The 25,497-nt window shown below is 65.2% G+C and carries 20 protein-coding genes, 1 tRNA gene and 1 pseudogene; 3 read left to right on the top strand and 19 right to left on the bottom strand.

Features of this window, described 5'->3' with window-relative positions; genetic code table 11:
• The 4 genes from F1542_RS14100 to argC all read right to left on the bottom strand — a co-directional run.
• On the bottom strand, positions 1-1,006 hold a 1,006-nt coding region (locus F1542_RS14100), incomplete at its 3' end, for an ATP phosphoribosyltransferase regulatory subunit (RefSeq protein WP_193733585.1).
• 77 nt (positions 1,007-1,083) lie between these two features.
• Positions 1,084-2,265 (bottom strand): phosphoserine transaminase, encoded by a 1,182-nt coding sequence (locus F1542_RS14095; RefSeq protein ID WP_193733584.1) that lies wholly within the window; start codon positions 2,263-2,265, stop codon positions 1,084-1,086.
• Between the two features lie 56 nt (positions 2,266-2,321).
• Positions 2,322-2,405: transfer RNA gene (locus F1542_RS14090), tRNA-Leu, on the bottom strand.
• Positions 2,406-2,479: 74 nt separating this feature from the next.
• The gene (gene argC, locus F1542_RS14085) at positions 2,480-3,415 is read right to left on the bottom strand and encodes an N-acetyl-gamma-glutamyl-phosphate reductase (protein ID WP_193733583.1); all 936 of its coding nucleotides are present in this window, start codon (positions 3,413-3,415) and stop codon (positions 2,480-2,482) included.
• A gap of 97 nt (positions 3,416-3,512) precedes the next feature.
• Here argC and mazG point away from each other — a divergent pair, with 97 nt between their 5' ends.
• A complete protein-coding gene (mazG, locus tag F1542_RS14080; protein WP_193733582.1) occupies positions 3,513-4,307 on the top strand; it encodes a nucleoside triphosphate pyrophosphohydrolase in 795 nt (264 codons plus the stop codon).
• Positions 4,308-4,415: 108 nt separating this feature from the next.
• Here mazG and F1542_RS14075 read toward each other — a convergent pair whose 3' ends face one another.
• The 8 genes from F1542_RS14075 to dusB form a co-directional block, all read right to left on the bottom strand.
• Positions 4,416-5,255: an inositol monophosphatase family protein gene (locus F1542_RS14075; RefSeq protein ID WP_193733581.1), complete on the bottom strand. Its 840-nt coding sequence runs from the start codon at positions 5,253-5,255 to the stop codon at positions 4,416-4,418.
• A 112-nt stretch (positions 5,256-5,367) separates the two neighbouring features.
• Positions 5,368-6,678, bottom strand: a complete 1,311-nt coding sequence (hflX, locus tag F1542_RS14070) for a GTPase HflX (RefSeq protein WP_193733580.1) — start codon at positions 6,676-6,678, stop codon at positions 5,368-5,370.
• Positions 6,675-6,959, bottom strand: a complete 285-nt coding sequence (gene hfq, locus F1542_RS14065) for an RNA chaperone Hfq (RefSeq protein ID WP_193733579.1) — start codon at positions 6,957-6,959, stop codon at positions 6,675-6,677. The genes hflX and hfq overlap by 4 nt, the downstream gene beginning before the upstream one ends.
• Before the next feature lie 125 nt (positions 6,960-7,084).
• The gene (locus F1542_RS14060) at positions 7,085-8,476 is read right to left on the bottom strand and encodes a sigma-54 dependent transcriptional regulator (RefSeq protein ID WP_193733578.1); all 1,392 of its coding nucleotides are present in this window, start codon (positions 8,474-8,476) and stop codon (positions 7,085-7,087) included.
• Complete coding sequence (locus tag F1542_RS14055) at positions 8,466-10,727, bottom strand: PAS domain-containing sensor histidine kinase (RefSeq protein ID WP_193733577.1); 2,262 nt, start codon at positions 10,725-10,727, stop codon at positions 8,466-8,468. Before F1542_RS14055 ends, F1542_RS14060 begins: the two co-directional genes overlap by 11 nt.
• A 2-nt stretch (positions 10,728-10,729) precedes the next feature.
• Positions 10,730-12,181 carry a nitrogen regulation protein NR(I) gene (gene ntrC / locus F1542_RS14050; RefSeq protein WP_193733576.1) on the bottom strand — a complete coding sequence of 484 codons (1,452 nt, stop codon included), beginning with the start codon at positions 12,179-12,181 and terminating at the stop codon, positions 10,730-10,732.
• Positions 12,182-12,215: 34 nt separating this feature from the next.
• Positions 12,216-13,355 (bottom strand): nitrogen regulation protein NR(II), encoded by a 1,140-nt coding sequence (locus F1542_RS14045; RefSeq protein WP_193733575.1) that lies wholly within the window; start codon positions 13,353-13,355, stop codon positions 12,216-12,218.
• Positions 13,356-13,357: 2 nt separating this feature from the next.
• Complete coding sequence (gene dusB, locus F1542_RS14040; protein WP_227672751.1) at positions 13,358-14,419, bottom strand: tRNA dihydrouridine synthase DusB; 1,062 nt, start codon at positions 14,417-14,419, stop codon at positions 13,358-13,360.
• A 238-nt stretch (positions 14,420-14,657) separates the two neighbouring features.
• Between dusB and F1542_RS14035 the strand changes: the two genes are divergently transcribed.
• Positions 14,658-15,827: a bifunctional 2-C-methyl-D-erythritol 4-phosphate cytidylyltransferase/2-C-methyl-D-erythritol 2,4-cyclodiphosphate synthase gene (locus tag F1542_RS14035; protein ID WP_346011955.1), complete on the top strand. Its 1,170-nt coding sequence runs from the start codon at positions 14,658-14,660 to the stop codon at positions 15,825-15,827.
• Between the two features lie 140 nt (positions 15,828-15,967).
• On the opposite strand, the gene F1542_RS14030 is transcribed toward F1542_RS14035, so the two are convergent.
• From F1542_RS14030 to F1542_RS14000, 7 genes are all read right to left on the bottom strand, one after another.
• The gene (locus tag F1542_RS14030; RefSeq protein WP_193733573.1) at positions 15,968-16,741 is read right to left on the bottom strand and encodes an ATP12 family chaperone protein; all 774 of its coding nucleotides are present in this window, start codon (positions 16,739-16,741) and stop codon (positions 15,968-15,970) included.
• Positions 16,738-19,215 carry an AsmA family protein gene (locus F1542_RS14025; RefSeq protein ID WP_193733572.1) on the bottom strand — a complete coding sequence of 826 codons (2,478 nt, stop codon included), beginning with the start codon at positions 19,213-19,215 and terminating at the stop codon, positions 16,738-16,740. The genes F1542_RS14030 and F1542_RS14025 overlap by 4 nt, the downstream gene beginning before the upstream one ends.
• Before the next feature lie 32 nt (positions 19,216-19,247).
• The gene (locus tag F1542_RS14020; RefSeq protein WP_193733571.1) at positions 19,248-20,225 is read right to left on the bottom strand and encodes an RluA family pseudouridine synthase; all 978 of its coding nucleotides are present in this window, start codon (positions 20,223-20,225) and stop codon (positions 19,248-19,250) included.
• Positions 20,222-21,610, bottom strand: a complete 1,389-nt coding sequence (locus tag F1542_RS14015; RefSeq protein WP_193733570.1) for a replication-associated recombination protein A — start codon at positions 21,608-21,610, stop codon at positions 20,222-20,224. The genes F1542_RS14020 and F1542_RS14015 overlap by 4 nt, the downstream gene beginning before the upstream one ends.
• Before the next feature lie 125 nt (positions 21,611-21,735).
• A complete protein-coding gene (locus tag F1542_RS14010) occupies positions 21,736-23,112 on the bottom strand; it encodes an MBOAT family protein (protein WP_227672750.1) in 1,377 nt (458 codons plus the stop codon).
• Positions 23,112-24,344: an NAD(P)/FAD-dependent oxidoreductase gene (locus F1542_RS14005; RefSeq protein WP_193733568.1), complete on the bottom strand. Its 1,233-nt coding sequence runs from the start codon at positions 24,342-24,344 to the stop codon at positions 23,112-23,114. The genes F1542_RS14010 and F1542_RS14005 overlap by 1 nt, the downstream gene beginning before the upstream one ends.
• A 4-nt stretch (positions 24,345-24,348) precedes the next feature.
• Positions 24,349-25,017 (bottom strand): glutathione S-transferase family protein, encoded by a 669-nt coding sequence (locus tag F1542_RS14000; RefSeq protein ID WP_010507101.1) that lies wholly within the window; start codon positions 25,015-25,017, stop codon positions 24,349-24,351.
• 167 nt (positions 25,018-25,184) lie between these two features.
• Here F1542_RS14000 and F1542_RS13995 point away from each other — a divergent pair.
• Positions 25,185-25,497: pseudogene (locus F1542_RS13995) on the top strand (septum formation inhibitor MinC); the annotation flags it as partial.

Raw genomic sequence — 25,497 nt, 5'->3', positions numbered from 1 at the left:
GCAATGTCCCCCACGGCAGGAACACACGCGTCCGGCACGGTAGCGGCGGGGCCGCACGCAGGATGATGTCAGGCCGCAGGGTCAACCCGCAGGCCGGTTCATCATTATTGGACAGGTAGCGGCCACCCCGGCCCAGTTCTTCGCGCTGGCCCGTGGCATAGACGCTGACACATACGCCGGTATGGTACTGCCAGCCACGGAATTCCACCGGGTCCACCGTCAGGCGGATGCCCGGCACACGCGCCTCGATCGCGGCGACGGTGGCTGCCAGACGTGCACTGTGGGCACGCACCACGGGCGGCAGGTCCACCGCCGCCAGTTCCGCAAGCGCCCCATGGGCGGGACCCGCCGCATGCAGCAGCCGGATCAGGACCGGGGCCAGATCGCCACCATGGCGTTCCACGGCAGCGGCGTCCTTGCGGTCCAGCGCACGCATCAGCATGCCGCGCACATGCGCATCAAAGCCCCCGGCATCCACCAGCGCGGTGGTCAGCGCGGGCATGGTCAGGTCAAAGGACACGCCCTGCACCCGCAGCGTGGCAAGGCATTCGGCCGCAAGCGCCACGATTTCGGCATCCGCTTCCGGCTGGTCGGGACCGATCAGTTCCACCCCGGCCTGCGAAATCTGGCGTTCGCCATCACCGCGGTTGCTGGCCATGAGGATACACGGCCCGGCATAGGCAAGCCGCAGGGGACGCGGCACATCAGGCAGCCGGGTTGCGGCAATGCGCGCGATCTGGGGCGTCATGTCGGGACGCAGCGCCATCATGCGGCGCGTGTCGGGGTCCATCAGGCGGAAGGTCTGTTCCGCCACGGCAGCGCCGGAACCCGACAGCAGCGTTTCCTCGAATTCCAGCAATGGCGGCGTTACGCGGTCATACCCATGGGCCGCGAACACGCGCATCAGCGTCTCGACCCCCGCCGCCTCGGCCTCGGCCTCGGGGGGGAGCCTGTCCACGAAACCTGCGGGCAGCAGCGCGGGGTTAAACGGCGGGTCATCAGTCATATCGGGGGCCTATCGTGCGGCATCATGCCCACGGTGGCAGCCGGGCATGATGAATCAGACATGGAAAGCGGGATAAATCAGGCGTGCTGGCCGCGCACCTGCGCATAAGCCCAGTCCAGCCAGGGCAGGACCGCGCGCAGGTCGGCGGCTTCCACCGTCGCCCCACCCCACAGCCGCAGGCCCGGTGGCGCGTCACGGTAACTGCCCACATCCATCGCCACCCCTTCGCCGCCCAGCAGGGACACGATCTTCTTGGCCGCCGCCGTCTGGCCCGCATGGTCCAGCGCAGTAAACCACGGGGCGACAATACGCAGGCAGATGGCCGTGCTGGAACGGTGTTTCGGGTCGGGGGCAAGGAACTGCGCCCAGTCGGATTTTGCTTCCCATCCGGCAATGGCCGCCAGGTTGGCTTCGCTGCGCGCGATCAGGCCCTTCAGGCCGCCGACGCTTTCCGCCCATTTCAGGCCATCCAGCGCATCTTCCACGCACAGCATGGACGGCGTGTTGATCGTGTCGCCCCGGAAAATGCCGTCAATCAGGCCCTTGCTGTTGGTCAGCCGGAAAATCTTGGGCAGCGCACGGGGTGCCGGCGTGGAAACCAGCCGTTCCACCGCACGCGGTGACAGGGCCAGCATGCCGTGGGCGGCCTCGCCCCCCAGCACCTTCTGCCATGACCATGTGACCACATCCAGCTTCTGCCACGGCAGATCCATGGCGAAGGCGGCGGATGTGGCATCGCATATCACCAGCCCGTCGCGCCGGGTGGGAATGGCGGCATCATAGGGCAGGCGCGCACCCGATGTCGTGCCGTTCCATGTCAGCACCACGTCCCGCGCCCAGTCCACCTGCGACAGGTCGGGGATTTTACCGTAATCGGCCTTCAGCACGCGGGCGTCGGGCAGTTTCAGCTGCGCGATGATATCGTTTGCCCATGTGGCGGAAAAGCTTTCGAACGCCAGCACGTCCACCGGACGGGTGCCAAGGATGGACCACAGCACCATTTCCACCGCACCCGTGTCGGATGCGGGAACGATACCCAGCACCCAGTCATCCGGCATGCCAAGGATGGCCTTTGAACGGGTAATGACCTCGTTCAGCCGTGCGCGCCCTTCGGTCGAACGGTGCGAACGCCCCACCAGCGCATCCGACAGGGCATGAAGCGACCAGCCCGGACGCTTGGCGCAGGGACCGGAAGAGAAGCACGGATTGGCAGGCCGTACGGACGGCTTTGCAGTAAGGGCATCAGGCAAGGGAGACATCAGTCCTGTTCGCGACACGGGCAAAGGGACAGCAACACCGGGGCGGTGCGCCAGACTGGTGCGAGAGGGGGGATTCGAACCCCCATGCCTTTCGGCGGTCGATTTTGAGTCGACTACGTCTACCGTTCCGTCACTCTCGCATACAGGCAGCCCGCCCTGTGCGGGACGGAATACCACGGCAATCAGTCCAGGGACGTCTTGCGGACCCGCTATATCACACGGGCGGCGGCGGTTCCAGCCCAAGCATCAGCGCCACATTCTGCAGTGCGGCGCCCGACGCGCCCTTGCCCAGATTGTCCAGCCGCGCGGTCAGCACGGCCTGCCGTAGTACGTCATCACCATGCACGCGCAGTTCCATTCGGTCGGTACCAGCCAGCGCGTCGGCCACCAGCTTGGCGCACGGTTCGGCCACCGTTACGCGGTCCGAACCCCTGTAATGCGCGACCAGGGCCGCGTGCAGGTCCGCAATCCCCACCCGGCCCGGCAGGCGGTCCAGATGCAGCGGCACGGACACGATCATCCCCTGCGGGAAATGCCCGACCGACGGCACGAAAACCGGCGGCTGCGCCAGACCGGCATACAGGGTCATTTCCGGCATGTGCTTGTGGCCAAGACCCAGCCCGTACAGCTCAAACGCCGGGCCGCCATCGCGCTCATGCGCTTCGATCATGCTACGCCCGCCGCCGCTGTAGCCACTGACGGCATTCACGCACACAGGGTAATCCGCAGGCACCAGCCCTGCCCTGACCAGCGGGCGCAGCAGGCCGATCAGCCCGGTAGGATAACAGCCGGGATTGGAAACACGCGCGGCGGCGCGGATGGCCGCAGGCTGGGCCGCATCCATTTCGGGAAAGCCGTAGACCCATGCCGGGTCGGTGCGGAACGCGGTGCTGGCGTCAAGTATACGCGGCGCATCACTGCCCATGGCGTCAGCCATCGCTACGGCTTCCTTCGCCGCCGCATCGGGCAGGCACAGGATGACGATATCGACCGCCGCCATCATCTCCCGCCGGGCGTCGGGATCCTTGCGCCGTGCGGGGTCGATGGAACGCACCATGACAGGCAGGTGACGCAGACGATGGCGGATGCCCAGTCCCGTCGTCCCCGCTTCACCATCGATAAAGACCGTTGCCTGTCCGTTGCTGCTCATGTTCGGTGTGTCCTGATAAAAACTTCCCGCCTCGGGATGGGCGATCTATACAAAACCTGCGCCCGACCGCAATACAAACAGGCAGGACTTCCCACCCATGAACGATGCTTCTTCCGCCCTTGCCCGCCTGCTGGACATCATGGCCCGCCTGCGTGACCCGCAGACCGGCTGCCCATGGGACCGGGAACAGGACTTCGCCTCCATTGCACCTTACAGCATAGAAGAAGCGTATGAAGTCGCGGACACCATCGCACGCGAGGACTGGGACAGCCTGCCCGATGAACTGGGCGACCTTCTGCTGCAGGTCGTCTACCATGCGCAGATGGCCGATGAAAAAGGCATGTTCGACTTCGCCACCGTGGCGCGCATGATTGGCGACAAGATGGTCCGTCGCCACCCCCATGTCTTTGGCGATGCCCCGGCGGAAGCCGGCCAGTGGGAAACGGGCAAGGCGCAGGAACGGCTGGCGCGCAACCGGGGCGGCACGCTGGATGACGTGCCCATGGGCCTGCCCGCCCTGCTACGCGCGCGCAAGCTGTCCGCGCGTGCGGCCCGCACCGGTTTTGACTGGGACACGGTAGGCGAGGTCGCGGCGAAGGTGGATGAGGAACTGGACGAACTGAAGGTCGAACTGGAAAGCGGCGACCGGGCAAAGATATTCGATGAACTGGGCGACGTGCTGTTTACGTTGGCAACGCTTGCGCGCAAGCTGGACATGGACCCCGAAGCCTGCCTGCGCCAGGCCAATGCCAAGTTCACCCGCCGCTTTACCGCCGTCGAGCACGACCTCGCCACCCGTGGCCTTGCGCTGACGGATGTGGATGTCAAAACCATGGAAGAAGGCTGGCAGGCCGTCAAACGCCGTGAACGCACGGCACAGCCACAGGACTGAACCCGCGCAAATCATCAAAAGTTTTTGGTGAAGCTTTTTTCAAAAAAGCTTCGGAAAACGCAGCCTTTTTGAAAAAAGGCGGCACCCAAAAACTTTTACTCTTCCGTTTTATGCAGCGGGCGTCAGCAGCAGGTCGCGCAGCGCCTGCCAACTTGCCCGGTCCGGCGCATACAGCAGTCCGCCGCTGCGATCCGTGACACGGTAAGGCGAGCCATCGAAGTGGGCGCTGTAGCCGCCTGCTTCCGCATGGATCAGCCACCCCGCCAGATGGTCCCACGGCAGGGTGCGGTTGAACAGCAGGAAATGGCACCGCCCATCGACCAGCATCAGGTATTCATGCGCGGCGCACCGGAAATCCCACGATCCCGCAACCTTGGGCAGATTATGCGTCACCACGTCGCGCACCGGCGCGGGCAGATAGCGCCATGATGCATTGCCCGACATCTCCCGCGCGGGTACGGGGGCGGCCACATGCAGCCTGCGTTCGGCGCCTTTTCCGTCGTGCAGCCACGCCCCCTGCCCACGCGCGGCCAGAACCGCGATATCGCACACGGGATCAACAATGGCCCCGCCAATCACATCCCCCCGCGACACGGCGGACACCATGACACCAAACAGCGGCACGCCCGCCGCATAATTGGCCGTGCCATCAATCGGGTCGATCACGAAGGCAAGGTCCGCCGTGCCAAGGCCATCCAGCAGGGCGGGATCAGTTGCGACCGCTTCCTCCCCCAGCACAAGGGCGTCAGGCCATGCGGCCCGCAGCGCAGCAGTCAGGTCGCGTTCGGTGGCTTCATCGGCTACGGTCACGATATCCAGCGGCCCAGTCTTGGCGCGGATGTCGGAACGGTCAAGGCAACGAAAAGACGGCATGACATGGCGCGACGCAGCCCCCCGCATCATGCCCACCACATCGTGCATGTCCGCCAGTGTGATCCGTGCCGTCATTGCCGCCCTCCGCTATGCGTGTCCGTCCTTCATCGGTGCCCATCCATGCGCCGGTGAAGGCATATTTTCCACCCTGCCCGCGGTCACAGGACAGTCAGCACGCAGGCGCGCCCTAATCCAGCAGGCAGGTCACGATACGGCCGAACTGCATTTCGAACCGCGCGCGGTTGGCAGGGGACAGGCGCACGATCATCTCCACGCCGTCTTCCCCGTCCTCGCGCTGCGTGACCTCGCCATGTTCATACAGCCATGCCATCGCCGCCCCTTCGGCCAGCGGCACGCGGTATGCGACGACTTCCATCGCCCGCGTCATGCGTTCGTCAATCGCGGCCAGAAGATCGGGCAGCCCGTCGCCGGTAATGGCGGAAATGACCACATTGCCCGGTCGCGCGCCCACGGCGTCACGCCCGCCCACCAGGTCGGCCTTGTTCAGCACCTCGATCACACGGGACTGCCAATCCTGTTCGATGGTACCATTGCGGGCCATGCCTTCCAGCACCTCGATCACGTCATTGCGCTGCGATGCGCTGTCGGGGTGAGAGACATCGCGCACATGCAGGATGATGTCGGCTTCCGCCACTTCTTCCAGCGTTGCGCGAAAGGCCGCGATCAGTTCGGTCGGCAGATCACTGATGAACCCCACCGTATCCGACAGGATCACCCGCCGCCCCGATGGCAGCTGGATGCCGCGCATGGTCGGGTCCAGTGTCGCGAACAGCTGGTCCTGTGCATAGACGCTGGCCCCGGTCAGGGCGTTGAACAGCGTGGACTTGCCCGCATTGGTATAGCCGACCAGCGCCACGATGGGGAATGGCACCCGCCTGCGCGCCTGCCGGTGCAGGCCACGGGTACGACGCACCTGTTCCAGTTCACGCTTGAGGCGCACGATCCGGTCACCGATCATCCGGCGGTCGGCCTCGATCTGGGTTTCACCGGGACCGCCAAGGAAACCGAAGCCACCGCGCTGGCGTTCAAGATGGGTCCATGTGCGCACAAGACGGCTGCGCTGGTATTCCAGATGCGCCAGTTCAACCTGCAGCGTGCCCTCACGCGTGGCCGCGCGTTCGCCGAAGATATCAAGGATCAGCGCGGTCCGGTCGATCACCTTGCAGCCCAGCGCGCGTTCAAGGTTACGCTGCTGCACCGGAGTCAGGCGGGAATCGATGATGACAACGGTGATGTTGTCGGCCTTGACCGTTTCCTTGAGCGAGTCCACCTGCCCGCCACCCAGCAGGGTCGCCGGTCTGCGCGCACGCAACAGCAGCACCGCCTGACACACGACCACCAGCCCGATGGAGGCGGCAAGGCCGACCGCTTCTTCCAGCCGGGCTTCGGCCGCACGCGCGTCATCATGCCGGTCGGGGCGTTCCCATGGCAGGATGACGGCGGCGCGCGTGGCGGATGGTGGCTGGGCCGCCGTCACGACGGGCTGCCATCCGTGACTGCACGCTCCTCTGTGCCGTCGGTCTCGGCTGGCGGTTCGAACAGGCTGACCGGGGTTGCCGGCATGACCGTGCTGATCGCGTGCTTGTACACAAGCTGCGTGTGCCCGTCGCGCCGCAGCAGGACGGAAAAGTTGTCAAACCAGTTGATGATTCCCTGAAGCTTGACGCCATTGACCAGGAAAATGGTAACCGGCGTTTTTGACCGACGGACGTGGTTGAGGAACACGTCCTGGACATTCTGTGAAGGTTCTTTTGCCACGGCAGGGCCTTACTTGTTGTTTGTTGGGCGGAATCACACGGCACAGTCGCGTGTCATGCTACGGCGTTGCCACCGTCCGTATCACAGTTCGTTGTCTAGCAGTCATGGGCTGTATGGGCAAAAGCTCATCCCGTGTTGCGATCCTCGGACGTCACGCCAAGCTGCTTGAGCTTACGGTGCAGGGCACTGCGTTCCATCCCTACGAATCCCGCGGTACGGCTGATGTTCCCCCCGAAACGCAGCAACTGCGCCTGCAGGTACTGGGTTTCGAACAGATCACGGGCCTCACGCAGGGGCAGGCTCATCACATCCTCGTCAGAATCAAATTTGAGCAGCGCAGGCGCGCCTTCCCCCACGGTGGATGGCAGCATGTCGGCGCGGATCGGGTCCGTGCTGTTGCCCGGCATCATGATCAGCAGGCGTTCCATGAGGTTGCGCAGTTCGCGCACATTGCCCGGCCATTCATAGCTCTGCAGCGCCGCGATCGCATCACCCGACAGTTCACGCAGCGGCAGGCCGGCATTCTCGGCCGCGCGGTCAAGGAACATGCGGGCCAGTTCGGGTATGTCCTCACGTCGTTCACGTAGGCTGGGAATACGCAGCGGCACGACCGCAAGGCGGTAGTACAGATCCTCGCGAAAGCGCCCCATCGCGATTTCGGACTGCAGGTCGCGGTTGGTAGTGGCCAGCACGCGCACATCCACCTTGACCCGCCGCGCACCGCCCAGGCGCTCGAATGTCTGGTCCTGCAGCGCGCGCACGATCTTGCCCTGCGTTTCCAGCGGCATGTCGGACACTTCGTCCAGCACCAGCGTGCCGCCATGCGCGCGTTCCAGCACCCCGGTGCGGCGGCCCGCGCCGTCATCCCCGCCCTCGATACCGAACAGTTCCTCCTCGAACCGGCCGGGGGCGAGGGTGGCGCAGTTAAGCGCGATGAACGGCCCTTCCGCCCGGCGGGAACTGGCGTGGATCATTCGCGCCGCCACTTCCTTGCCGGTCCCCGCAAGGCCTGAAATCAGCACGCGCGACCCGGTGGGGGCCACACGGTCGATCTGGTTGCGCACGGCGGTAATGGCAGCACTACGCCCCTCCAGCACGGTACCGGAACCCGCGCGCAGGCGCAGTTCGGCATTTTCGCGCGCAAGGCGCGACGCCTCCAGCGCGCGGCGCACCACGACCAGCAGGCGGTCGGCCTGAAAGGGTTTTTCGATAAAGTCATACGCGCCATGCTGCAGAGCTGCGACCGCGGTCTCGATCGTGCCATGTCCCGAAATCATGATGACCGGGATGGACGGCTCCTCCTTATGCAGGACATTCAGGATGCCCAGGCCGTCCAGCCGTGACCCCTGCAACCATACATCAAGCACCACCAGCGAGGGCCGACGTTCCCGGAAGGCCGCAATGGCGGAATCGGAATCCGCCGCCAGCCGCGTCTCGTATCCCTCATCAGCCAGAATACCCTCGATAAGGAGCCGGATATCCGGCTCGTCATCGACGATCAGGATTTCATGCCCCATGGTCGTCCTTTATCGGCAAAATCAATGTCGACACAGCTCCCCTGCTCCCGGCGCGGTCCGCAAGCCCGATGCTACCGCCATGATCCTCAAGAATCTTCTTGACGATCGCAAGGCCAAGTCCGGTTCCCTTGGGCTTGTGGGTCACATATGGCTCGGTCAACCGGGCGCGATCCTCGACCGGCAACCCGATTCCATCATCCTCAACGCTCAGGATGACGTTCGGATCATCCTGCTTCAATGTAATACGGATCGTGCCGATCACGCCATCCCCGCCGGCCGCCCCGACTTCGGGACGCATGGCAATTGCGTCCGCCGCATTCTGCAAAAGGTTGGTCAGCGCCTGCCCCACCAGCCTGCGGTCACACTGGACCAGCGGGCCACGGTCGGGCAGGTGGACATCATACAGGATTTCGGGGTGCGCGTTACGCTGCAGGATCAGTGCCTCGCGCACGATGCGCGACAGGTCCTCCATGCGCATGACCGGTTGCGGCATGCGGGCAAAGGCGGAAAATTCGTCCACCATGCGCCCGATATCCCCCACATGGCGGATGATGGTGTCCACGCACTGGGCGAAGGTATCGGGGTCGGACGTGATCTCACGCAGGAAGCGGCGCTTGAGCCGTTCGGCGGCAAGCTGGATGGGGGTCAGCGGGTTCTTGATTTCATGCGCGATGCGACGGGCGACATCGGCCCACGCCGCCTTGCGCTGCGCAACCTGCAGGGCAGTTATGTCATCAAAGGTCACGACATAGCCATCAGCGAAATCGCCGGTCACCGTGCTCTGCATTTCCGCGCCGATTCGCACCAGCAGGGTACAGGCGCGTCCACCCGCCAGCACCTGCACCTCGCCCGTCAGTTCACGCCCGCCTTCCTGGGCGATGCGTCCCAGCATGGTGCCCAGTTCGGGCACCACGTCCGTCAGCGGGCGTCCCACACTGGCCGCCATGTCACGCTGCAGCAGCACGCTTGCCGCACGGTTGGGCAATTCGATCATGCCGTTCGAATCCAGCCCGATGACCCCGGCCGACACCCCCGACAGCACGGCTTCGGTAAACCTGCGGCGTTCATTGATCTGGTTGGTGGCGTTGACCAGTTCCGCACGCTGGGTCGCAAGCTGCGTGGTCATGCGGTTGAAGGCGCGTGACAGGCTGGAGACCTCGTCATCACGCTCGCCTTCGGGCACGTTGCTGTCCAGGTTGCCCTTGCTGACCCGTTCGGACGCCAGGATCAGCAGCCCCAGCGGCCGCACGATCTGGTTGGCCAGCATGAGGCCGATCAGGATCGCCGCCCCCAGCACCAGCACGGCCACAAGGGCGAAGATCAGCACGAAGGTGAACTGGATCTTGGCCCGGTTGCCGTTCAGGCGCCTGTAATCGGCCACCACCTGTTCGGTGCGGTGCATGTGTTCAAGGATATCGGGGTCCACCGGCCGCGCGATCATGAGCATGAGCGGTGGCGTGTCCCCCAGTGTGACAACCGCGCGGACGGTCTTTTCATCCGGGGAATCAAGGATCGCGATTTCATTTGTCCGCGCCATAAGGGTGGCCGCGGGCGGCGGCAGGTCCTTCAGGTTGGCGGCCCGTCCCATAAGCCCGCCCGACGCCACGACGGTATTGGTGAACGGGTCATAGACCACCGCCACGTCCAGCCCCCGCAGCGTGGCCTGCGAATCCAGCACCTGCGACAGCGCGTCGGGATCATGCAGCAGGTCAGCCCCCGAACCGGACAGCCCGTTCTGCGCGCTGACTAGGTAATTGGCCAGCGAGAACGCCTCGGTACGGATATTGGCGTTATGTTCCTGCAGGTAGCCACGCGATGTTTCCAGCGCCTCGTTCAGCGCGGTGTTCACCCGGTCACTGAACCAGATCTGGATGCCGTAATGGAAGAACACGGCGGCGAACGTGCCCACCACGATGGTGGGCGCCACCGCGACGATGCCAAACAGCGTGACCAGCCGCACATGCAGCCGCGCCCCGGCCAGCCCGCTGCGGCGTTCGGCCACCACACGCCCGACCTTTTCCGTAAGCGACGTGGCCAGCAGCAGCAGCACGAGGAAGTTCAGGATGAAGACCAGCGCCTGGATCTGCGGGTGATGGGCCAGCGACTTGCCACCCGACAGCACGACGAAGGTCGCGACCCCCAGCACCAGCGCCAGCAGCACCAGCACCAGCGCCACGTTGCGCCGTACCAGCATGTCCAGCACCCGCCGGGCCAGCCGGTAGGCCATGTTCGGGCGCGACGTCGCGTTCATGTTCACGCGCCGCCGCGCACGACCGGAATATCCAGATCCCTGATCTTCTTGCGCAGTGTATTGCGGTTCAGTCCCAGCATGGCCGCCGCCCGGATCTGGTTCCCCCGCGTGGCCGCCAGCGTCATGGTGATCAGCGGGCGTTCGACCTCGGCAATCACCTTGTCGTAAATATCGCTCAGCGGCATGCCGTCCTGCCCCGATGACAGGAAGCGGCGCAGGTGCCGTTCCACCGCCTCGGCCAGTGTCTCGGCCGTTCCGCTGCCTGCAGTTTCGCCCGGTGGGACCGTATTGCTGGCCTCGGCCAGTTCGGCTGCGATGATGTCGGCGCCTATGCTTTCCTGCGGGTGGAGTGCGGTGATCCGGCGCATGAGGTTTTCAAGTTCACGCACGTTGCCCGGCCAGCGATAGGCCTGGAGCCGGGCCATTGCCTCATCATCCAGCACGCGCGCGTTGCCGGTGCCTTCGGCATTTTCATTCAGGAAGTGCCGCGCCAGCAGGGGAATGTCCTCCACCCGTTCGCGCAGCGGCGGCAGACGCATGGGCACCACGTTCAGGCGGTAGTACAGGTCCTCGCGGAACGTACCGGCCCGGATCGCCTGCCGCAGGTCCCGATGGGTGGCGGCGATGATGCGCACATTGGCGCGGATGGGCATGGTGCCGCCCACGGTCGTGAACTCCCCATCCTGCAGCACGCGCAGAAGGCGGGTCTGGGCTTCGGGTGGCATGTCCCCGATTTCATCAAGGAACAGCGTGCCGCCTGCCGCCTGTTCAAACCGCCCGGCGACACGGGTGGTCGCCCCGGTAAAGGCGCCGCGTTCATGGCCGAACAGTTCGCTTTCGATCAGGTTGCGCGGGATGGCGGCCATGTTGATGGCGACGAAGGGGCCGGCACGCCTGCGCCCGTAATCATGCAGGGCGCGGGCCACCAGTTCCTTGCCCGTGCCGCTTTCGCCGTTGATCATCACCGTCAGGTCCGATGTCGTAAGGCGGGCGATGATGCGGTAGATGTCCTGCATCACCACCGACCGCCCGATCAGCGACATCTGTTCATCCGGCTGGGGCGGGGCCAGCGGCTGCACGGGTGTTGCGGGGGTGGCCAGCGCGCGGGCGACCACCGCCAGCACTTCCTTGAGGTCAAAGGGCTTGGGCAGGTATTCGAACGCGCCGCGCTGGGTCGCCTTGACCGCCGTCATCAGCGTGGACTGCGCACTCATGACCACAACACGCAGGTCGGGACGAATGCGGCGGATGCGCGGGATCAGGTCCAGCCCGTTTTCATCGGGCATGACGACATCGGTGATGACAAGGTCGCCCTCGCCTTCCTCCACCCACTGCCACAGGGTCGACGCCTGGGCGGTGGTACGGACCTGATAGCCCCCACGCCCCAGCGCCTGGCTCAGCACCGTACGGATGGAGCGGTCATCATCAGCAACAAGAATGGTCGGCAGCGACATACGCTATAAATCTCTCAGGTCCAGTGGGGGAACATCACGGCGTGTCCCGGCCCTCGGTCACGACCGGCAGGTGCAGCAGGACCTCGGTGCGGCCGGGCTGGCTTTCCACCTCGATCACGCCACCATGGTCGCCCACGATCTTGCCAGCCAGCGCCAGCCCCAGCCCACTGCCCGTGGTCTTGGTTGTCAGGAAGGGTTCGAACAGGTGCGGCCGGATGTTTTCGGGAATGCCCGGCCCGTTATCGCGCACCGACACCAGCAGCGGCAGCTGCACGCGTTGGCTGCCCGCCCCGGTGGATACCCATATGCCGGGCCGGTAGCTGGTGGTCAGGGTGATTTCGGGCGGAGCCGCATCATCGGGATTGGTGTGCAGGGCCTCGGCCGCGTTCTTCACCAGGTTGAGCAGTACCTGCACCAGCTGGTCGCGGTTGCCCCAGACCGGCGGCAGGGAGGGGTCATAGACTTCATGAAAGCGGATATCGGCGGCAAAGCCCTGCTGCGCCAGCCTGCGCACATGTTCCAGCACGCGGTGGATGTTGACGGGCCTGCGTTCGATGGGCCGGTCGCTGAACATGTCCATCCGGTCGACGAGGTCGCGGATGCGGTTGACCTCGTCCTGGATCAGCACCGCAAGCTCACGGTCGGATTCGCCCACCGATGTTTCCAGCAGCTGCGCCGCGCCCCGGATACCCGATAGCGGGTTCTTGACCTCATGCGCCAGGATTGCCGCCATGCCCGCGACACTGCGGGCAGCCGAACGGAAGGTCAGCTGCCGGTCCAGCACGCGCACGGCTGAAAAATCATGGAAGGTCAGCACGACCGAACCCGGTTCTTCCATGACCGGCGCGCCCTGCACCGTCACCCCGTCATGGCGCAGGCGGGGGCTTTCCAGTGTAACCTCGTGCTCGACCACCGTATGGTCCTCGGCACGGACCTGTTCCATCAGCAGGAACAGCGGGCTGTCACCGGGCAGGATGTCGGTCAGGCGCATCTGCACCAGATGCGCGCGCGACATGCCGAAAAAAGGCTCCGCCGCGCTGTTGACGTATCCGATGGCGTTATCCGCCCGCACGACCACAACCGGCAGCGCCAGCGAGTCGAGGATCACGCGCCCGTTGCCCGTCACGTTATCGGGCGCGCAGGGTTCATGGGGGACAGGGGAAAGCGGGCCCATCCTCATGCCGCCTGTGCAGCGGCCCTTTCGGCCCCCACGGTGGACGGGCGTGGCCCGCGCACATTGCCCGCTTCAATCTGGCGGTCATAGAATTCATGGATCATGCCGACAGCCGCATCGACCGTATCAACCCGGTTGACGGCGGCGCGGAAACCCGCGGAATCCGGCAGGCCCGCCGAGTACCATGACACATGCTTGCGCGCCAGGCGCAGGCCGGGATGGGCACCAAAATGGTCGATCATCATGCCGTAATGTTCCAGCACGATGGCCTTTTCCGCCGCAAGGTCAGGTTCGGGCACGTGTTCACCATGCATGAGCGCGCGCGCCACCTGTGCCAGGAACCACGGACGGCCATAACAGCCGCGCCCGATCATCACGCCGCGCGCACCCGAACGTTCCAGCGCCACGCGGGCATCTTCCACCGTCAGGATGTCGCCATTGACGATAACCGGCAGGTCCACCTCATCGACCACGTTGCGGACGAAATGCCAGTCCGCCGTGCCGTTATAGAACTGCTGGCGGGTGCGGCCATGGACCGTCACCATGCGTATGCCCGATTCCTGTGCAATCCGCGCAAGTGTGGGGGCGTTCAGGCTGTTATGGTCCCAGCCCATGCGCATTTTCAGGGTCACGGGCACATCCACCGCGCGCACCACGCCTTCCAGCAGGCGACCGGCCTGTGCCTCGTCACGCATGAGCGCGGAACCGGCCAGTTGCCCCACCGCCACCTTTTTCACCGGGCAGCCGAAATTGATGTCGATGATATCCGCCCCGCGATCGACCGCGATCCGCGCGGCCTGACCCATCGCTTCGGGGTCGCAGCCGGCCAGCTGCACGGAATTGGGGCCGTCATCTGCCACTTCCGCCATGCGCAGGGTATTTTCGTTTTCGCGGATCATGGCCCATGACGCGATCATTTCGGACACGACCAGCCCCGCCCCCAGCCTGCGCGCCAGCCTGCGGAACGGCAGGTCGGTCACCCCGGCCATGGGCGCCAGAATGACGGGCGCCTGAAGGACGACCCCACCCCCCAGATCAATGGGCGACAGCAGTTGAGACGACATGAACCACGCTTCCCCGCCGGAACCCAGCCGCGCCCGATGGCGGCAGAAAGGCATGCCGGCTACAATATCCACCAAATAATGCTTATGATTTAGGCAGAATACCCTCTCCAGCCGCCCCGTGCAATCAGGTTCGGTGCATTGGGGAAACATTTTCATGTCGGCCCATGCCCCCGCGCGGGCCAGTCAGTCCACGCTCAATGCTTGACGCGCGGGCCACATGGCCGCATTGCTCCGCATCATGCGTGTTGCAGCCATCCTTCTCGCCGCGGGCCAGGGCAGCCGGTACAGCGCCCAGACCGCGACACCCCTCGCCAAGCAGTATGTCACGCTCGGCGGGCGGCCCGTCATCCGCCACGCGGCGGATGCCCTTGCCCCTCATGTCGGCATGATCCAGCCCGTGGGCGATCCCGCCCTGCTGGCCAGTGCGCTGGAGGGGTTCGCCCCCGCCGGCTGCACGGTCCTGCCGGTTGTTCCGGGCGGCGCCACGCGACAGGCCAGCGTCAGCGCGGGGCTGGACGCCCTTGACCGCCTGCCTGAAAATGCGCGCCCCGAACTGGTGCTGATCCATGACGGCGCGCGCCCCTATGTGCCGGACGCGGTGACGCAGGGCGTGATCGCGGCACTGGAAAAGCATGCGGGCGTGATCCCCGCAGTCCCGGTGGCCGACACCATCAAGCGCGCGAAGGACGGCATCATTACCGATACCGTGCCCCGTACCGACCTGTTCCGCGCCCAGACGCCACAGGGTTTCCGTTTCGCGCTGCTGCGTGACCTGCACCGCGCGGCCAGTGCCGCGGATGCCACCGACGACGCCGCCCTGCTGGAACAGGCGGGACACCACGTGGCCATCGTTCCCGGTTCGGAAGACAACATCAAACTGACCTACAAGGAGGATCTGGTGCGCCTGGAACGCCTGATCGGCCCGACCCTGCTGCCGCGCACCGGCACGGGCTACGACGTGCATGCCTTTGCCGAAAACCGGCCCCTGATCATGTGTGGCGTCAACGTGCCGCACACGCGCGGCCTTGCGGGCCATTCGGATGCGGATGTGGGTATCCATGCCCTGTGCGACGCCATTTACGGCGCGCTGGCCGAAGGCGACATCGGCCGCCATTTCCCGCCCAGCCAGAATGAATGGAAGGATGCCGACAGCGCGCGCTTCCTGGTCCATGCAGGTGAGCGCATCCGCCAGCGCGGCGGCATGCTGGTCAATGCCGATGTGACCCTGATCTGTGAACGGCCCAAGATCGGGCCCCATTCGGAAGCCATGCGCGCGCGCCTGGCCGAACTGCTGAAGGTTGATGTGGACCGGATTTCGGTCAAGGCCACGACCTCCGAACGCCTTGGTTTTACCGGACGCGAGGAAGGCATTGCCTGCCTGGCCAGCGCCACGGTGCTGGTGCCCTGATCGCCTGAGACACAAAAAAACGGCCCGGTCTCATGCCGGGCCGTTTTTGTTTGCGGACTCCTGAAGAATAAAGTTTTCAGGTGTCGCCTTTTTTCAAAAAGGCGGCGTTTTTTGAAGCTTTTTGCAGACCGCCCTTTGTCTCAGCCCATATGGCACAGCCGCAGGAAACGTGATGCGTCCGTGACCTCAAGGCCCACCAGACGCAGGGCTGCTTCCTGCTTGTCGTCCCTGCCCCATATGTCCATCTGGGTGCGTTCATCCACGGATGCGATCTCCGCCGCCTTTGCGTCGGGCAACGCGCCTGTCACAACCGCCAGTCCCAGCACGATGCTTTTCATGGCGGGCACCATTACCCCCAGTGCGGCAAGTGCTGGATTATCCATCTTTTCCAGGATTCCGCGCCATGCCGCCTGCACCGCCGGCGCCTGCGACAGGGGCATGATGCCCTGCGTCACCGCCATGTCGATGCCATAACGCGCTTTCAGCCACGCAAGCTGCGGGTCCCATTCCGCCTTCTGGCGCGCGCACAGCAGGGCGGGATGATCCGCGCGGTAGCACAGCAGTTCCCCATCCACATATTGCAGCAGGGCGCTTGCCTGCGCTGTGGGGTCCGGGGCGACGCGTTCGATCATGGTACCGGCAATACGGGTCAGCGGCAGGTCATCGGGGGTGAAGTCCCCGCCCTTTTCCCCACCGGCATGCGCCCATTCATCGGCAATCGCACCGGCCAGCGCACGCGACGTGACACACAGCGGCGTCCCACCGGGCAGGCGGATGCCGCGCCCGTCAAGCTCGACACTGAATCCCCCCTCCGCCGGACGGGCGGCGGCCTGTGTCCAGAACCGCCTGCGCCTGCCCTGTGTCTGGGGTGTGGGGGGACGTACCCCCTCCTTCATCCCGTTGCCCTGCGTCATTTCAGGATACCCAGCCCCTTCAGCAGGCCAGCCGCCTTCTTTACATCCGGCGAGGACTTGGAATTGCCCAGCAGGCCCGCAGCGCCAGAGGACTGCGCCTTGGGCGCCGCCGTCGTGGGTTCGGGTCCGGCCTGCCCTTCACGCGCAACCTTCAGCGTCGCTGGGCACGGATCGGCCACTGCCTTGCTATCCGATCCGCCCAGCAGCAGGCCGATGGCGTAACGGCCATCCGCACCGCCATCCATCTTGGGACGCGGGGACGAAAGCGTTCCCCCCACGCGCAGCGGCACGGTGGCGCCAGTGCCACCGATCATGACCTGCGGCACAAGATGCAGGTCCAGGTCATGCGACACCATGCCCACCGTGCCCTTGCCGGTCACGGTCAGCGCATTGGTCTGCACGCCGATAGTATCCACGTTTGCCCGCTTGTCCGCCATGTTCATGTGCAGGCCGAAGCAGCGCAGCGCGATCGGGCCGGAACCCAGCGCGCCACGTGCCGCATCACCCAGCAGTTCACCCAGCGCGCTGCCGCTGACCGTGCCATTGACCATGGACACGCCAAGGTGCCCGGTCATGCCGGTGCGCAGTTCGGTCGCGGTATTGCCCTGCGAGCGCACTTCACCCACGACCTGCAACGCGCCCTGCACCATGTTGGACAGGCCTGCCTTGCTTTCCAGCCATGTCGCCGGCAGCACCAGCGTGCCGATGGTGCCCGATACGGTGGGCACGCTGCCCGATGCATCGACCTCGAACTGGCCCGACAGGCGGCGACCCGTGCCTTCGGCCTGTAGCGGATCAACCTTCAGCAGCCCGTTGCGCAGGCTGATATGGGTCAGGGCGTTGCGGTATTCATCGCCCTCGAATTCCAGCTGCGCCACGGTCAGGCGCAGGTCGGCATCCAGCTTGCGCAGCCGGTCTAATGGCAGCGTTTCATCACTGCCCTTGCCATTTGCAGGCGCAACAGTGCTTGCGTCCGCCTTGGTGGTGGTGGCGTTGCCCATCAGGGCATCCGCATTCACCCAGCTTGCATCAATTGCGCCACTGACCAGCGGCACCCCGGAATGCCCGCCGTGAACCGACAGGTCCAGCGCCCCCTTGAGGGAGACCTGCGTGCTCTTGACCACAATATCCGAAAGCTGGAAATGCGCGCCGTTATCCTCGCTGACCAGGTGGGTCGAGGCTTCCAGGTGATCGATCGCCGCACCATTGGGCAGCGGCAGCTTGCCCGCGGTTGCGTTGACATTCACCACCGCGCGCGAACCGCCCAGCGTGCCCGCGACACGCAGGCTGCCCGGATCACCCGACAGGTCCAGCGACAGCGGCAGCGGGTCGGCCAGGTGCGACAGCGCCGCCTGTTCCACCTGTTGCAGCGATCCCAGCGTGCCGGACAGTTTCAGCCCCTGCCCCTGCCACGTGCCCTGACTGCGGATGGTCACGGCGTCCTTTGGACCCGGCGCATCAACCGACAGCCCCTGCAGCGTCAGGCCGGACAGGTACTGCCCGGCATCCACCGCGCCCGTGTCCAGATGCAGGGAATTGAGCAGCGGCGTGCTGCCTTCCTTGTCCGCAGCGCTGCCATCCACCACATTGGCCTTGAGCGACAGCCGCCGCACATCCGGCAGGCTCAGCCCCGGCACGAACGCGTCGATCGCCTTCAGGCTGGCGATATTGCCATCCAGTTTGACGTTATAGCCCTTCATGTGGTCGGGGTCGGCTACGGTGCCATCCACTGTCAGCTGCCCCACCGGCTGCCCACCGGCTTTGAACGCCGCCTGCAACGCAACCGGCCAGCCGGCCCGTGCGGTGGATGTCAGGTTGATCGCCCCCGTGTGGCCCGCCAGCGTGAAGCTGCCGCTATCGTTATGGCCCGCCACATCAATTTCGGGTTTCGCGCCGTCAACATCCGACAGGTTAATGTGGTCCAGCACCACCTTGCCCCTGCTGCCCGACATCTGGTCGTCCCAGTCAAGGTCGGCATTGCTTATGCGGATGCTGCCAATCTGCACCTTCCAGTCGGACGCGGCCTGCGTGGTCTTTGCATCCGGCGTGGCCGTGGCCTGCGCGCTGGTGGGCGACAGGCGCCAGTTGGCCTCTCCCTTGTTCGTGCGTTCCAGATGGACGACGGGGTGGACCAGCTTCAGGTCCTCCAGCCGGATTTCGTGGTGCAGCAGCGCCATCAGCCCCATGCTGGCCTGCAGCTTGTCCGCCGTCACCATGTCCGTATAGGCGCCACCGGCCATGTCCGACAGGCCGACATCACTTACGGACAGCGACAGGGTGGGCAGGACATGCAGTTCCAGCCCACCCATGCGCACCTTGCGTCCGGTCTGTTTTTCAATTGCGGCAATGGCCTTGGTGCGCAGCGCGTCGGGGTCCAGCATGGACTTGACCGCAAGCCCCGCCCCGCCCGCGATCACGACCAGTGCTGCAACCGAGCCGAGGAGTATGCGCCGTGCATTTCCGTTATGTGCCATTTCAATTCCTGTCCTGTACCATTCGGGCCGCGCTAGCTGCGGCGGGGCTGTGCCGTGGCGGGTGCGACAAAACCGATCTGCCGGAATGTCTCACGCATGTGGGGGGGCAGGTCCGCCTCGACCACCAGCGTGCCACCCGCCGGGTGCGGCAGTTCCAGCCTGCGGGCATGCAGGTGTAGCTTATCCGTAAACCCGGTGACATGCGCTATGTCACCGCCATATTTCGGATCACCCAGTATGGGGTTGCCCAGTGCCTCGCAATGCACGCGCAGCTGATGGGTACGGCCCGTCAGCGGCGAAAGTGCCAGCCACGACAGCTTGCGCCCCGCCGCATCCAGCACCTCGTATTCCGACAGGGCATGCACCGCGTCCGCATCGCCCCGTTCGGCCACGACGCTGATGGCACCGGCCCCCGCGCCCAGCTTGGTCAGCGGCTGGTCAATGATACCCGTGGCCGGGCTGGGACGCCCCACGACCACAGCCCAGTAGACCTTGTGCACGTCACGCCCGCGAAAGGCCGCCGCCAGCTTGGCCGCAACCCCGGGCGTGCGCGCGACCAGCAGCAGGCCGGACGTATCACGGTCAATACGGTGGACCAGGCGCGGACGCGGGTCATCTGGGTTTTCGCGCAGGCCATCAAGCAGCGCATCGATATGGTGCGTGATGCCCGGCCCGCCCTGAACCGCAATGCCTGCGGGCTTGTTCAGCACGATCACGTGGTCATCACGGTAGACGACCATCTTGTTGATCTCGCGCACCTGCCGCTCGTCCAGCGGTTTGACCGCCAGTGGCGGCGGGCGGTTGGCGTTGGGTATGGGCGGCACGCGCACCGCCTGCCCGGGGGCCAGACGGGTGGCGGCAGTGGCGCGCCTGCCATCCACGCGCACCTGCCCCGTGCGACACAGCTTCTGCAACGCACCCTGCGTCAGGTGGGGGTAATGCCTGCGGAACCAGCGGTCGAGGCGGATATCGGCTTCGTCATCGCTGACGGTAAGGGTAACGACACTCATGACCCACGGCTTTCGCGCACTCTGTTCCAACTGTCCAGTCGTCGCGCCACTTCGCGTTCATATCCACGCCCGGTGGGCTGGTACAGTTTCGGGCGGCGCATGCCATCGGGGAAGTAGTTCTGGCCCGATATGCCCCCTTCCGTATCATGGTCGTATTCATAGCCCTTGCCGTAGCCGATATCCTTCATGAGCGTGGTCGGCGCGTTGAGGATATGGGCCGGTGGCATCAGGCTGCCGGTGGCGCGCGCCGCCCGGCGGGCCATGTTGTAGCCCTTGTACACCGCATTGGACTTTGGCGCGGTGGCCAGGTGTACCACAAGCTGCGCCAGCGCCAGTTCGCCTTCGGGCGATCCCAGGCGTTCGAATGTCTCCCACGCGGCGACGGCCAGCGGCAGGGCCTGCGGGTCGGCCATGCCCACGTCCTCGGCGGCGAAGCGGGTCAGGCGGCGGGCGATGTAGCGTGGGTCCTCGCCCCCTTCCAGCATGCGGGCGAACCAGTACAGCGCCGCGTCCGGGTCCGATCCGCGCATGGATTTATGCAGGGCGGAAATCAGGTTGTAATGTTCCTCCCGGTCCTTGTCATACAGCGCGGCGCGGCGTGCCAGCAGGCTGGACAGGCCGGCGGGATCCAGCGGGGCCTTCTGCGGTGGCAGGGCCAGAAGCTGCTCGACCATGTTCAGCAGGTAGCGCCCGTCCCCATCGGCCATGGCGCGCAAGGTGGCGCGGGCTTCGGATGTCAGCGGCAGGGTCGTGCCGGTCGTGGCTTCGGCACGTTCCAGCAGTTTTTCCATCGCCGCGTCATCCAGACGGTGCAGCACCAGCACCTGGCAGCGCGACAGCAGCGCACTGTTCAGCGCAAAGGACGGGTTTTCCGTCGTGGCACCCACCAGCACCACGGTGCCATCTTCCACCACAGGCAGGAATCCGTCCTGCTGCGCGCGGTTGAAGCGATGGATTTCATCAACGAACAGGAGCGTGCCGCCGCCACTTGCGCTGGTGCGCCGGGCATCCTCAAACGCGCGCTTGAGGTCGGCCACGCCGGAAAACACCGCCGAAAGCTGCACGAAGCGCAGCCCCGCCGCATTGGCCAGCAGGCGGGCGATGGTGGTCTTGCCCACCCCCGGCCCACCCCACAGGATCAGGCTGGCCAGTGACCCGCGCGCCAGCATCTGCCGCAGGCTGCCCTGTGGCCCCAGCAGGTGATCCTGTCCCACCACGTCATCCAGCGTTGCGGGACGCAGGCGGTCGGCCAGTGGCTGCGTGCGGGCGGCGACTTTCGGTTCATGGGCCGGAAACGGGACCGGACCACGCCTGTCATGCTGGGGCGGGGGCGCGCCAAACAGATCCGCCGGCTCGTTATCCATGCTGTCACGCCTGCCTGCCATATGCTCCTGCCTGTATCATCCTGATCGGCCCATGCGGCAGATCATTACCAGATTTGGGAAGTATTGCCCCGCAATACCAGTGCCGGGCGCACAATACACGCCCTGCGCTGCAATGGCAGACGCTGTCAGAACTGGAAATAGATGAAGGGTTCCGGCGGTCGCCCGCCAATCAGGAACACCAGCAGCACAAAGGCGACCCCTGCCGCCACCGCCATCCACGGTGCGGGCTGCAGGCGTTCGATCACCACCTGTTGCGATGCCGGACCAATTACCGCCACGGCTGCCGCCAGCGCCAGCACGGCCGGGTGGCGGACCGCAGTACCCCCCATGCCATGCAGCCCGGCCATGGCCCCCAGCATGCGCCCTGCCGTTGCAAGGTCGGCGGCGCGGAACACCACCCATGTCAGCAGCACGAACCCCATGGTCAGCACATACCCACCCACGAGGGGCATGACACGTCCCGCGCGATCCCATGCATGCGCCACAGCCAGCGCCGCGCCATGCAGCAGGCCCCACACGACAAAGTTCCACCCCGCCCCGTGCCACACGCCCGCCAGTCCCATGGTCACCATGACATTGACGGCCTGCCGCAGCGGCGTGCAGCGGTTTCCGCCCAGCGGGATATAGATGTAATCACGCAGGAAACGCGACAGCGTCATATGCCACCGCCGCCAGAAATCCCGCACCGAAACCGCTGTATAGGGCGCGTTGAAATTGAATGGCAGGCGGATGCCCATCATCAGCGCCATGGCGATGGCCATGTCGGAATAACCCGAAAAATCGAAATAGATCTGCAGCATGTAGGCCACCGCCGCCAGCCATGCCGCCCCCATGCCGGGCACATGGCCCGCATGGGCGGCATCAAACACCGGCGCGCAGATGGTGCCCAATGTGTCAGCCAGCCCCACCTTCTTGCCAAGACCCACCAGCAGCAGCAGGCTGCCCCGGCCCAGGTTTTCCCACATCGCGGCATTGCGCGGACTGTTGTCGAACTGCGGGATCAGTTCGTTATGCCGCACGATGGGGCCAGCCACGAGTTGTGGGAAGAACGTGACGAATTCCATGAAATCCGCCAGCCGGTACACCCGCGCCTGTCCCCGGCCCAGATCGACAAGGTATGAGATTTTCTGGAACACGAAAAACGACAGCCCCAGCGGCAGCACGATGGACCATGCCATATGGTCCCGCCCCATCCAGTGCATTACGCTGCCCGCCAGCCAGTCCGCGTATTTGAAGCCGAACAGCACGGCAAGATTGCCCGCGATCCCCACCCGCAGCCACATGCGCCGGCCGGTCCGCCCCCACATGAAGGCGACCATCTGGCTGAACCCGATCATCGCCAGCCAGAACGGCACGAAACGCCAGTCCCATAATCCGTAAAACAGCACCGACGCGGCAATGATCACGCCCTGTCGCGCGGCCCGGCTGTCGCCCACGGCGTAATACAGACCAAGGACCAGCGGCAGGAAGACAACCAGGAACGACTGTGACGCAAACAGCATCAGCCGCCGCGTTCCGCCACCGCCCGCCCTGCCGCATGGCCGCTGGCCCATGCCCACTGGAAATTGTAGCCACCCAGCCAGCCGGTCACGTCCACTGCCTCGCCCACCATGAACAGGCCGGGCACGTCACGCGCCTCCATATCGCGTGAGGACAGGCAGTCCGTATCAACCCCACCGCGCGTGACCTCGGCCTTTACATAGCCTTCGGTGCCGTGCGGGTTGAGCCGCCAGCCCGACAGGACACTGGCGACATTGGCCAGCACCGCGTCGGGCATGCCCGCAAGCTGTCCGTCAGGCAGGTGTGCCTGCGCCATAAGCTGTGCCAGACGCTGCGGCAGCAGCATGGACAGCATGGCCACCCCGCCTGCACGCGGGCGGTCGCGCTTGATTTCCAGCAGCCTGCTGGCGGCGTCGATACCGGGCAGCAGGTCGATATCCAGCACCTGCCCCGGCTGCCAGTAGGATGAGGCCTGCAGGATGGCAGGCCCCGACAGGCCACGATGGGTAAAGACCATGCCATCACGGAAGGTAACCTGTCGTGCCTGCCGCCCTTGCCCCGCATGGCAGGTAATGCCCACCGTGACCGACAGCCCGGCCAGCGGTTCCATCCATTCACGGTCCTGCGCACCGAATGTCAGCGGCACCAGCGCGGGCGCGGGCTGGACGATACGTAGCCCGAACCGGCGCGCAAGGTCATGGGCCAGCCCGGTTGCCCCCAGCTTGGGAATCGACAGGCCGCCGGTCGCGACAATCAGGCTGGGCGCATGGAAGGTACCGTGATCCGTCTCGACCCGGAAATGCCCCGCACCGTCACGCGCCACGTCAATAATCCGGTGCGACACCCGCACATCCACCTGCCCCGCCGCGCATTCGCGCCGCAGCATGTCCACGATGTCGCGCGCCGAACGGTCACAGAACAGCTGACCCGCCGCCTTTTCATGCCATGGGATACGATGGCGCTGCACCATCGCCAGAAAATCGGCGGGCGTGTATCGCGCCAGCGCCGATTTGGCGAAATGCGGGTTGGCGGACAGGAACTGCCCCGGCCCCGTGTCCATGTTGGTGAAATTGCACCGGCCCCCGCCGGAAATCAGGATCTTGCGGCCTACATGCGGCGCATGGTCCAGCACCAGCACGCGCGCGCCTGCCTGCCCCGCCGTGGCGGCCGCCATAAGGCCCGCTGCCCCGGCCCCCAGCACGATGGCGCCGAAACCGGCAGTATGTGCTGTCATGTCCCTAGAAATCCAGATCCGCGTAATGGGCGGGAGGGGTAAAGCCGGTGATGCGGTCCTGCAGCAGCGCGCGGAAACACGGGCGGCTCTTGACGCGGGCGTACCAGTCCTTGGCCGCCGGCGCGCGCGACCAGTCCACGTCATCAAGGAAATCAAGGCACGACAGGTGTGCGGCCGCCGCGAAATCCGCCATCGACAGCATGTTGCCTGCCAGCCACTGCCGCGTTTCCGCCAGCCAGTCGATATAGGACAGGTGGACGCGGATGTTGGCATAGCCCGCACGCAGGGCCGCGCCATCGGGATTGCCCTTGCCCGAAATGCGCTTCATCACCTTTTCATTGAGCAGGTTGCGCGAGACCTCGGCCCCGAATTTCTCATCGAACCAGACCACCAGCCTGCGCACCTCCACCCGTTCGGCCAGCGTGCGGCCCAGAAGCGGGGTGTCGGGATAGGCTTCCTCCAGATATTCGCAGATGACCCACGAATCGGGAATGCACAACCCGTTGCTTTCCTGTAGCATGGGCACCGTGCCGGCCGGGTTGCGGTCAAGATATTCGGGACGACGTTCCCACACCCGCTCGGTCTTGAGTTCAAACGGCAAGCGCTTTTCCCCCAGCACGAGGCGGACCTTGCGGGAATAGGGGGAAAGGGGAAGGTGATACAGGATGCGCATGTTCCCGCTTTATTGCATTGTCACGCCCTTCGCCAAGCCCCGAGTGCACAGGGATGAAAAAGTATGGCTGCATGGCAGGTGAATGGGGCATCCTTCACTCGACAGTGACGGCCTGACACGGTAGCTGGAAACAACACGGCCCATTCACCAGACAGGACAGGATAACGTTGCCCGACGAATTGCGTCCCACACCGAAAATCCGCGCACGCGGGCGGTCGTTCCTTGCCCTGGTGCTGTCGCCCGAACCCGTTCTGGCCGACTGGCTGGCCGGGCTTGATGCACAGATCGCGCGATCGAGCACATTCTTTGCCGGCAAGCCGGTCATCCTTGACCTGTCCCTGCTTGACGCCACGACGGAGGGACTGGCCGAACTCTATCCCGCGCTGTGCGCGCGTGGCATCCGCATCATCGGCATAGAAGGCGGTGATGCCTCATGGCCGGCCTGCGCGGGATGGGACTGGCCATCGGGGTTCATGGGCG

It is taken from the genome of Komagataeibacter sp. FXV3, assembly GCF_015155755.1.
Lineage (GTDB): Bacteria > Pseudomonadota > Alphaproteobacteria > Acetobacterales > Acetobacteraceae > Komagataeibacter.
Note: the sequence above shows the minus strand (reverse complement) of the source record. Positions and strands in the feature narration are given on the sequence as shown.

Excerpts from the sequence above, each read along its gene's own strand:
- F1542_RS14095 (WP_193733584.1), bottom strand. The coding sequence starts at position 2,265 with ATGTCTCCCTTGCCTGATGCCCTTACTGCAAAGCCGTCCGTACGGCCT.
- argC (WP_193733583.1), bottom strand. The coding sequence starts at position 3,415 with ATGAGCAGCAACGGACAGGCAACGGTCTTTATCGATGGTGAAGCGGGG.
- mazG (WP_193733582.1), top strand. The coding sequence starts at position 3,513 with ATGAACGATGCTTCTTCCGCCCTTGCCCGCCTGCTGGACATCATGGCC.
- F1542_RS14075 (WP_193733581.1), bottom strand. The coding sequence starts at position 5,255 with ATGACGGCACGGATCACACTGGCGGACATGCACGATGTGGTGGGCATG.
- F1542_RS14060 (WP_193733578.1), bottom strand. The coding sequence starts at position 8,476 with ATGGGGCATGAAATCCTGATCGTCGATGACGAGCCGGATATCCGGCTC.
- F1542_RS14055 (WP_193733577.1), bottom strand. The coding sequence starts at position 10,727 with ATGAACGCGACGTCGCGCCCGAACATGGCCTACCGGCTGGCCCGGCGG.
- ntrC (WP_193733576.1), bottom strand. The coding sequence starts at position 12,181 with ATGTCGCTGCCGACCATTCTTGTTGCTGATGATGACCGCTCCATCCGT.
- F1542_RS14045 (WP_193733575.1), bottom strand. The coding sequence starts at position 13,355 with ATGGGCCCGCTTTCCCCTGTCCCCCATGAACCCTGCGCGCCCGATAAC.
- dusB (WP_227672751.1), bottom strand. The coding sequence starts at position 14,419 with ATGTCGTCTCAACTGCTGTCGCCCATTGATCTGGGGGGTGGGGTCGTC.
- F1542_RS14035 (WP_346011955.1), top strand. The coding sequence starts at position 14,658 with ATGCGTGTTGCAGCCATCCTTCTCGCCGCGGGCCAGGGCAGCCGGTAC.
- F1542_RS14030 (WP_193733573.1), bottom strand. The coding sequence starts at position 16,741 with ATGACGCAGGGCAACGGGATGAAGGAGGGGGTACGTCCCCCCACACCC.
- F1542_RS14025 (WP_193733572.1), bottom strand. The coding sequence starts at position 19,215 with ATGGCACATAACGGAAATGCACGGCGCATACTCCTCGGCTCGGTTGCA.
- F1542_RS14020 (WP_193733571.1), bottom strand. The coding sequence starts at position 20,225 with ATGAGTGTCGTTACCCTTACCGTCAGCGATGACGAAGCCGATATCCGC.
- F1542_RS14015 (WP_193733570.1), bottom strand. The coding sequence starts at position 21,610 with ATGGCAGGCAGGCGTGACAGCATGGATAACGAGCCGGCGGATCTGTTT.
- F1542_RS14010 (WP_227672750.1), bottom strand. The coding sequence starts at position 23,112 with ATGCTGTTTGCGTCACAGTCGTTCCTGGTTGTCTTCCTGCCGCTGGTC.
- F1542_RS14005 (WP_193733568.1), bottom strand. The coding sequence starts at position 24,344 with ATGACAGCACATACTGCCGGTTTCGGCGCCATCGTGCTGGGGGCCGGG.
- F1542_RS14000 (WP_010507101.1), bottom strand. The coding sequence starts at position 25,017 with ATGCGCATCCTGTATCACCTTCCCCTTTCCCCCTATTCCCGCAAGGTC.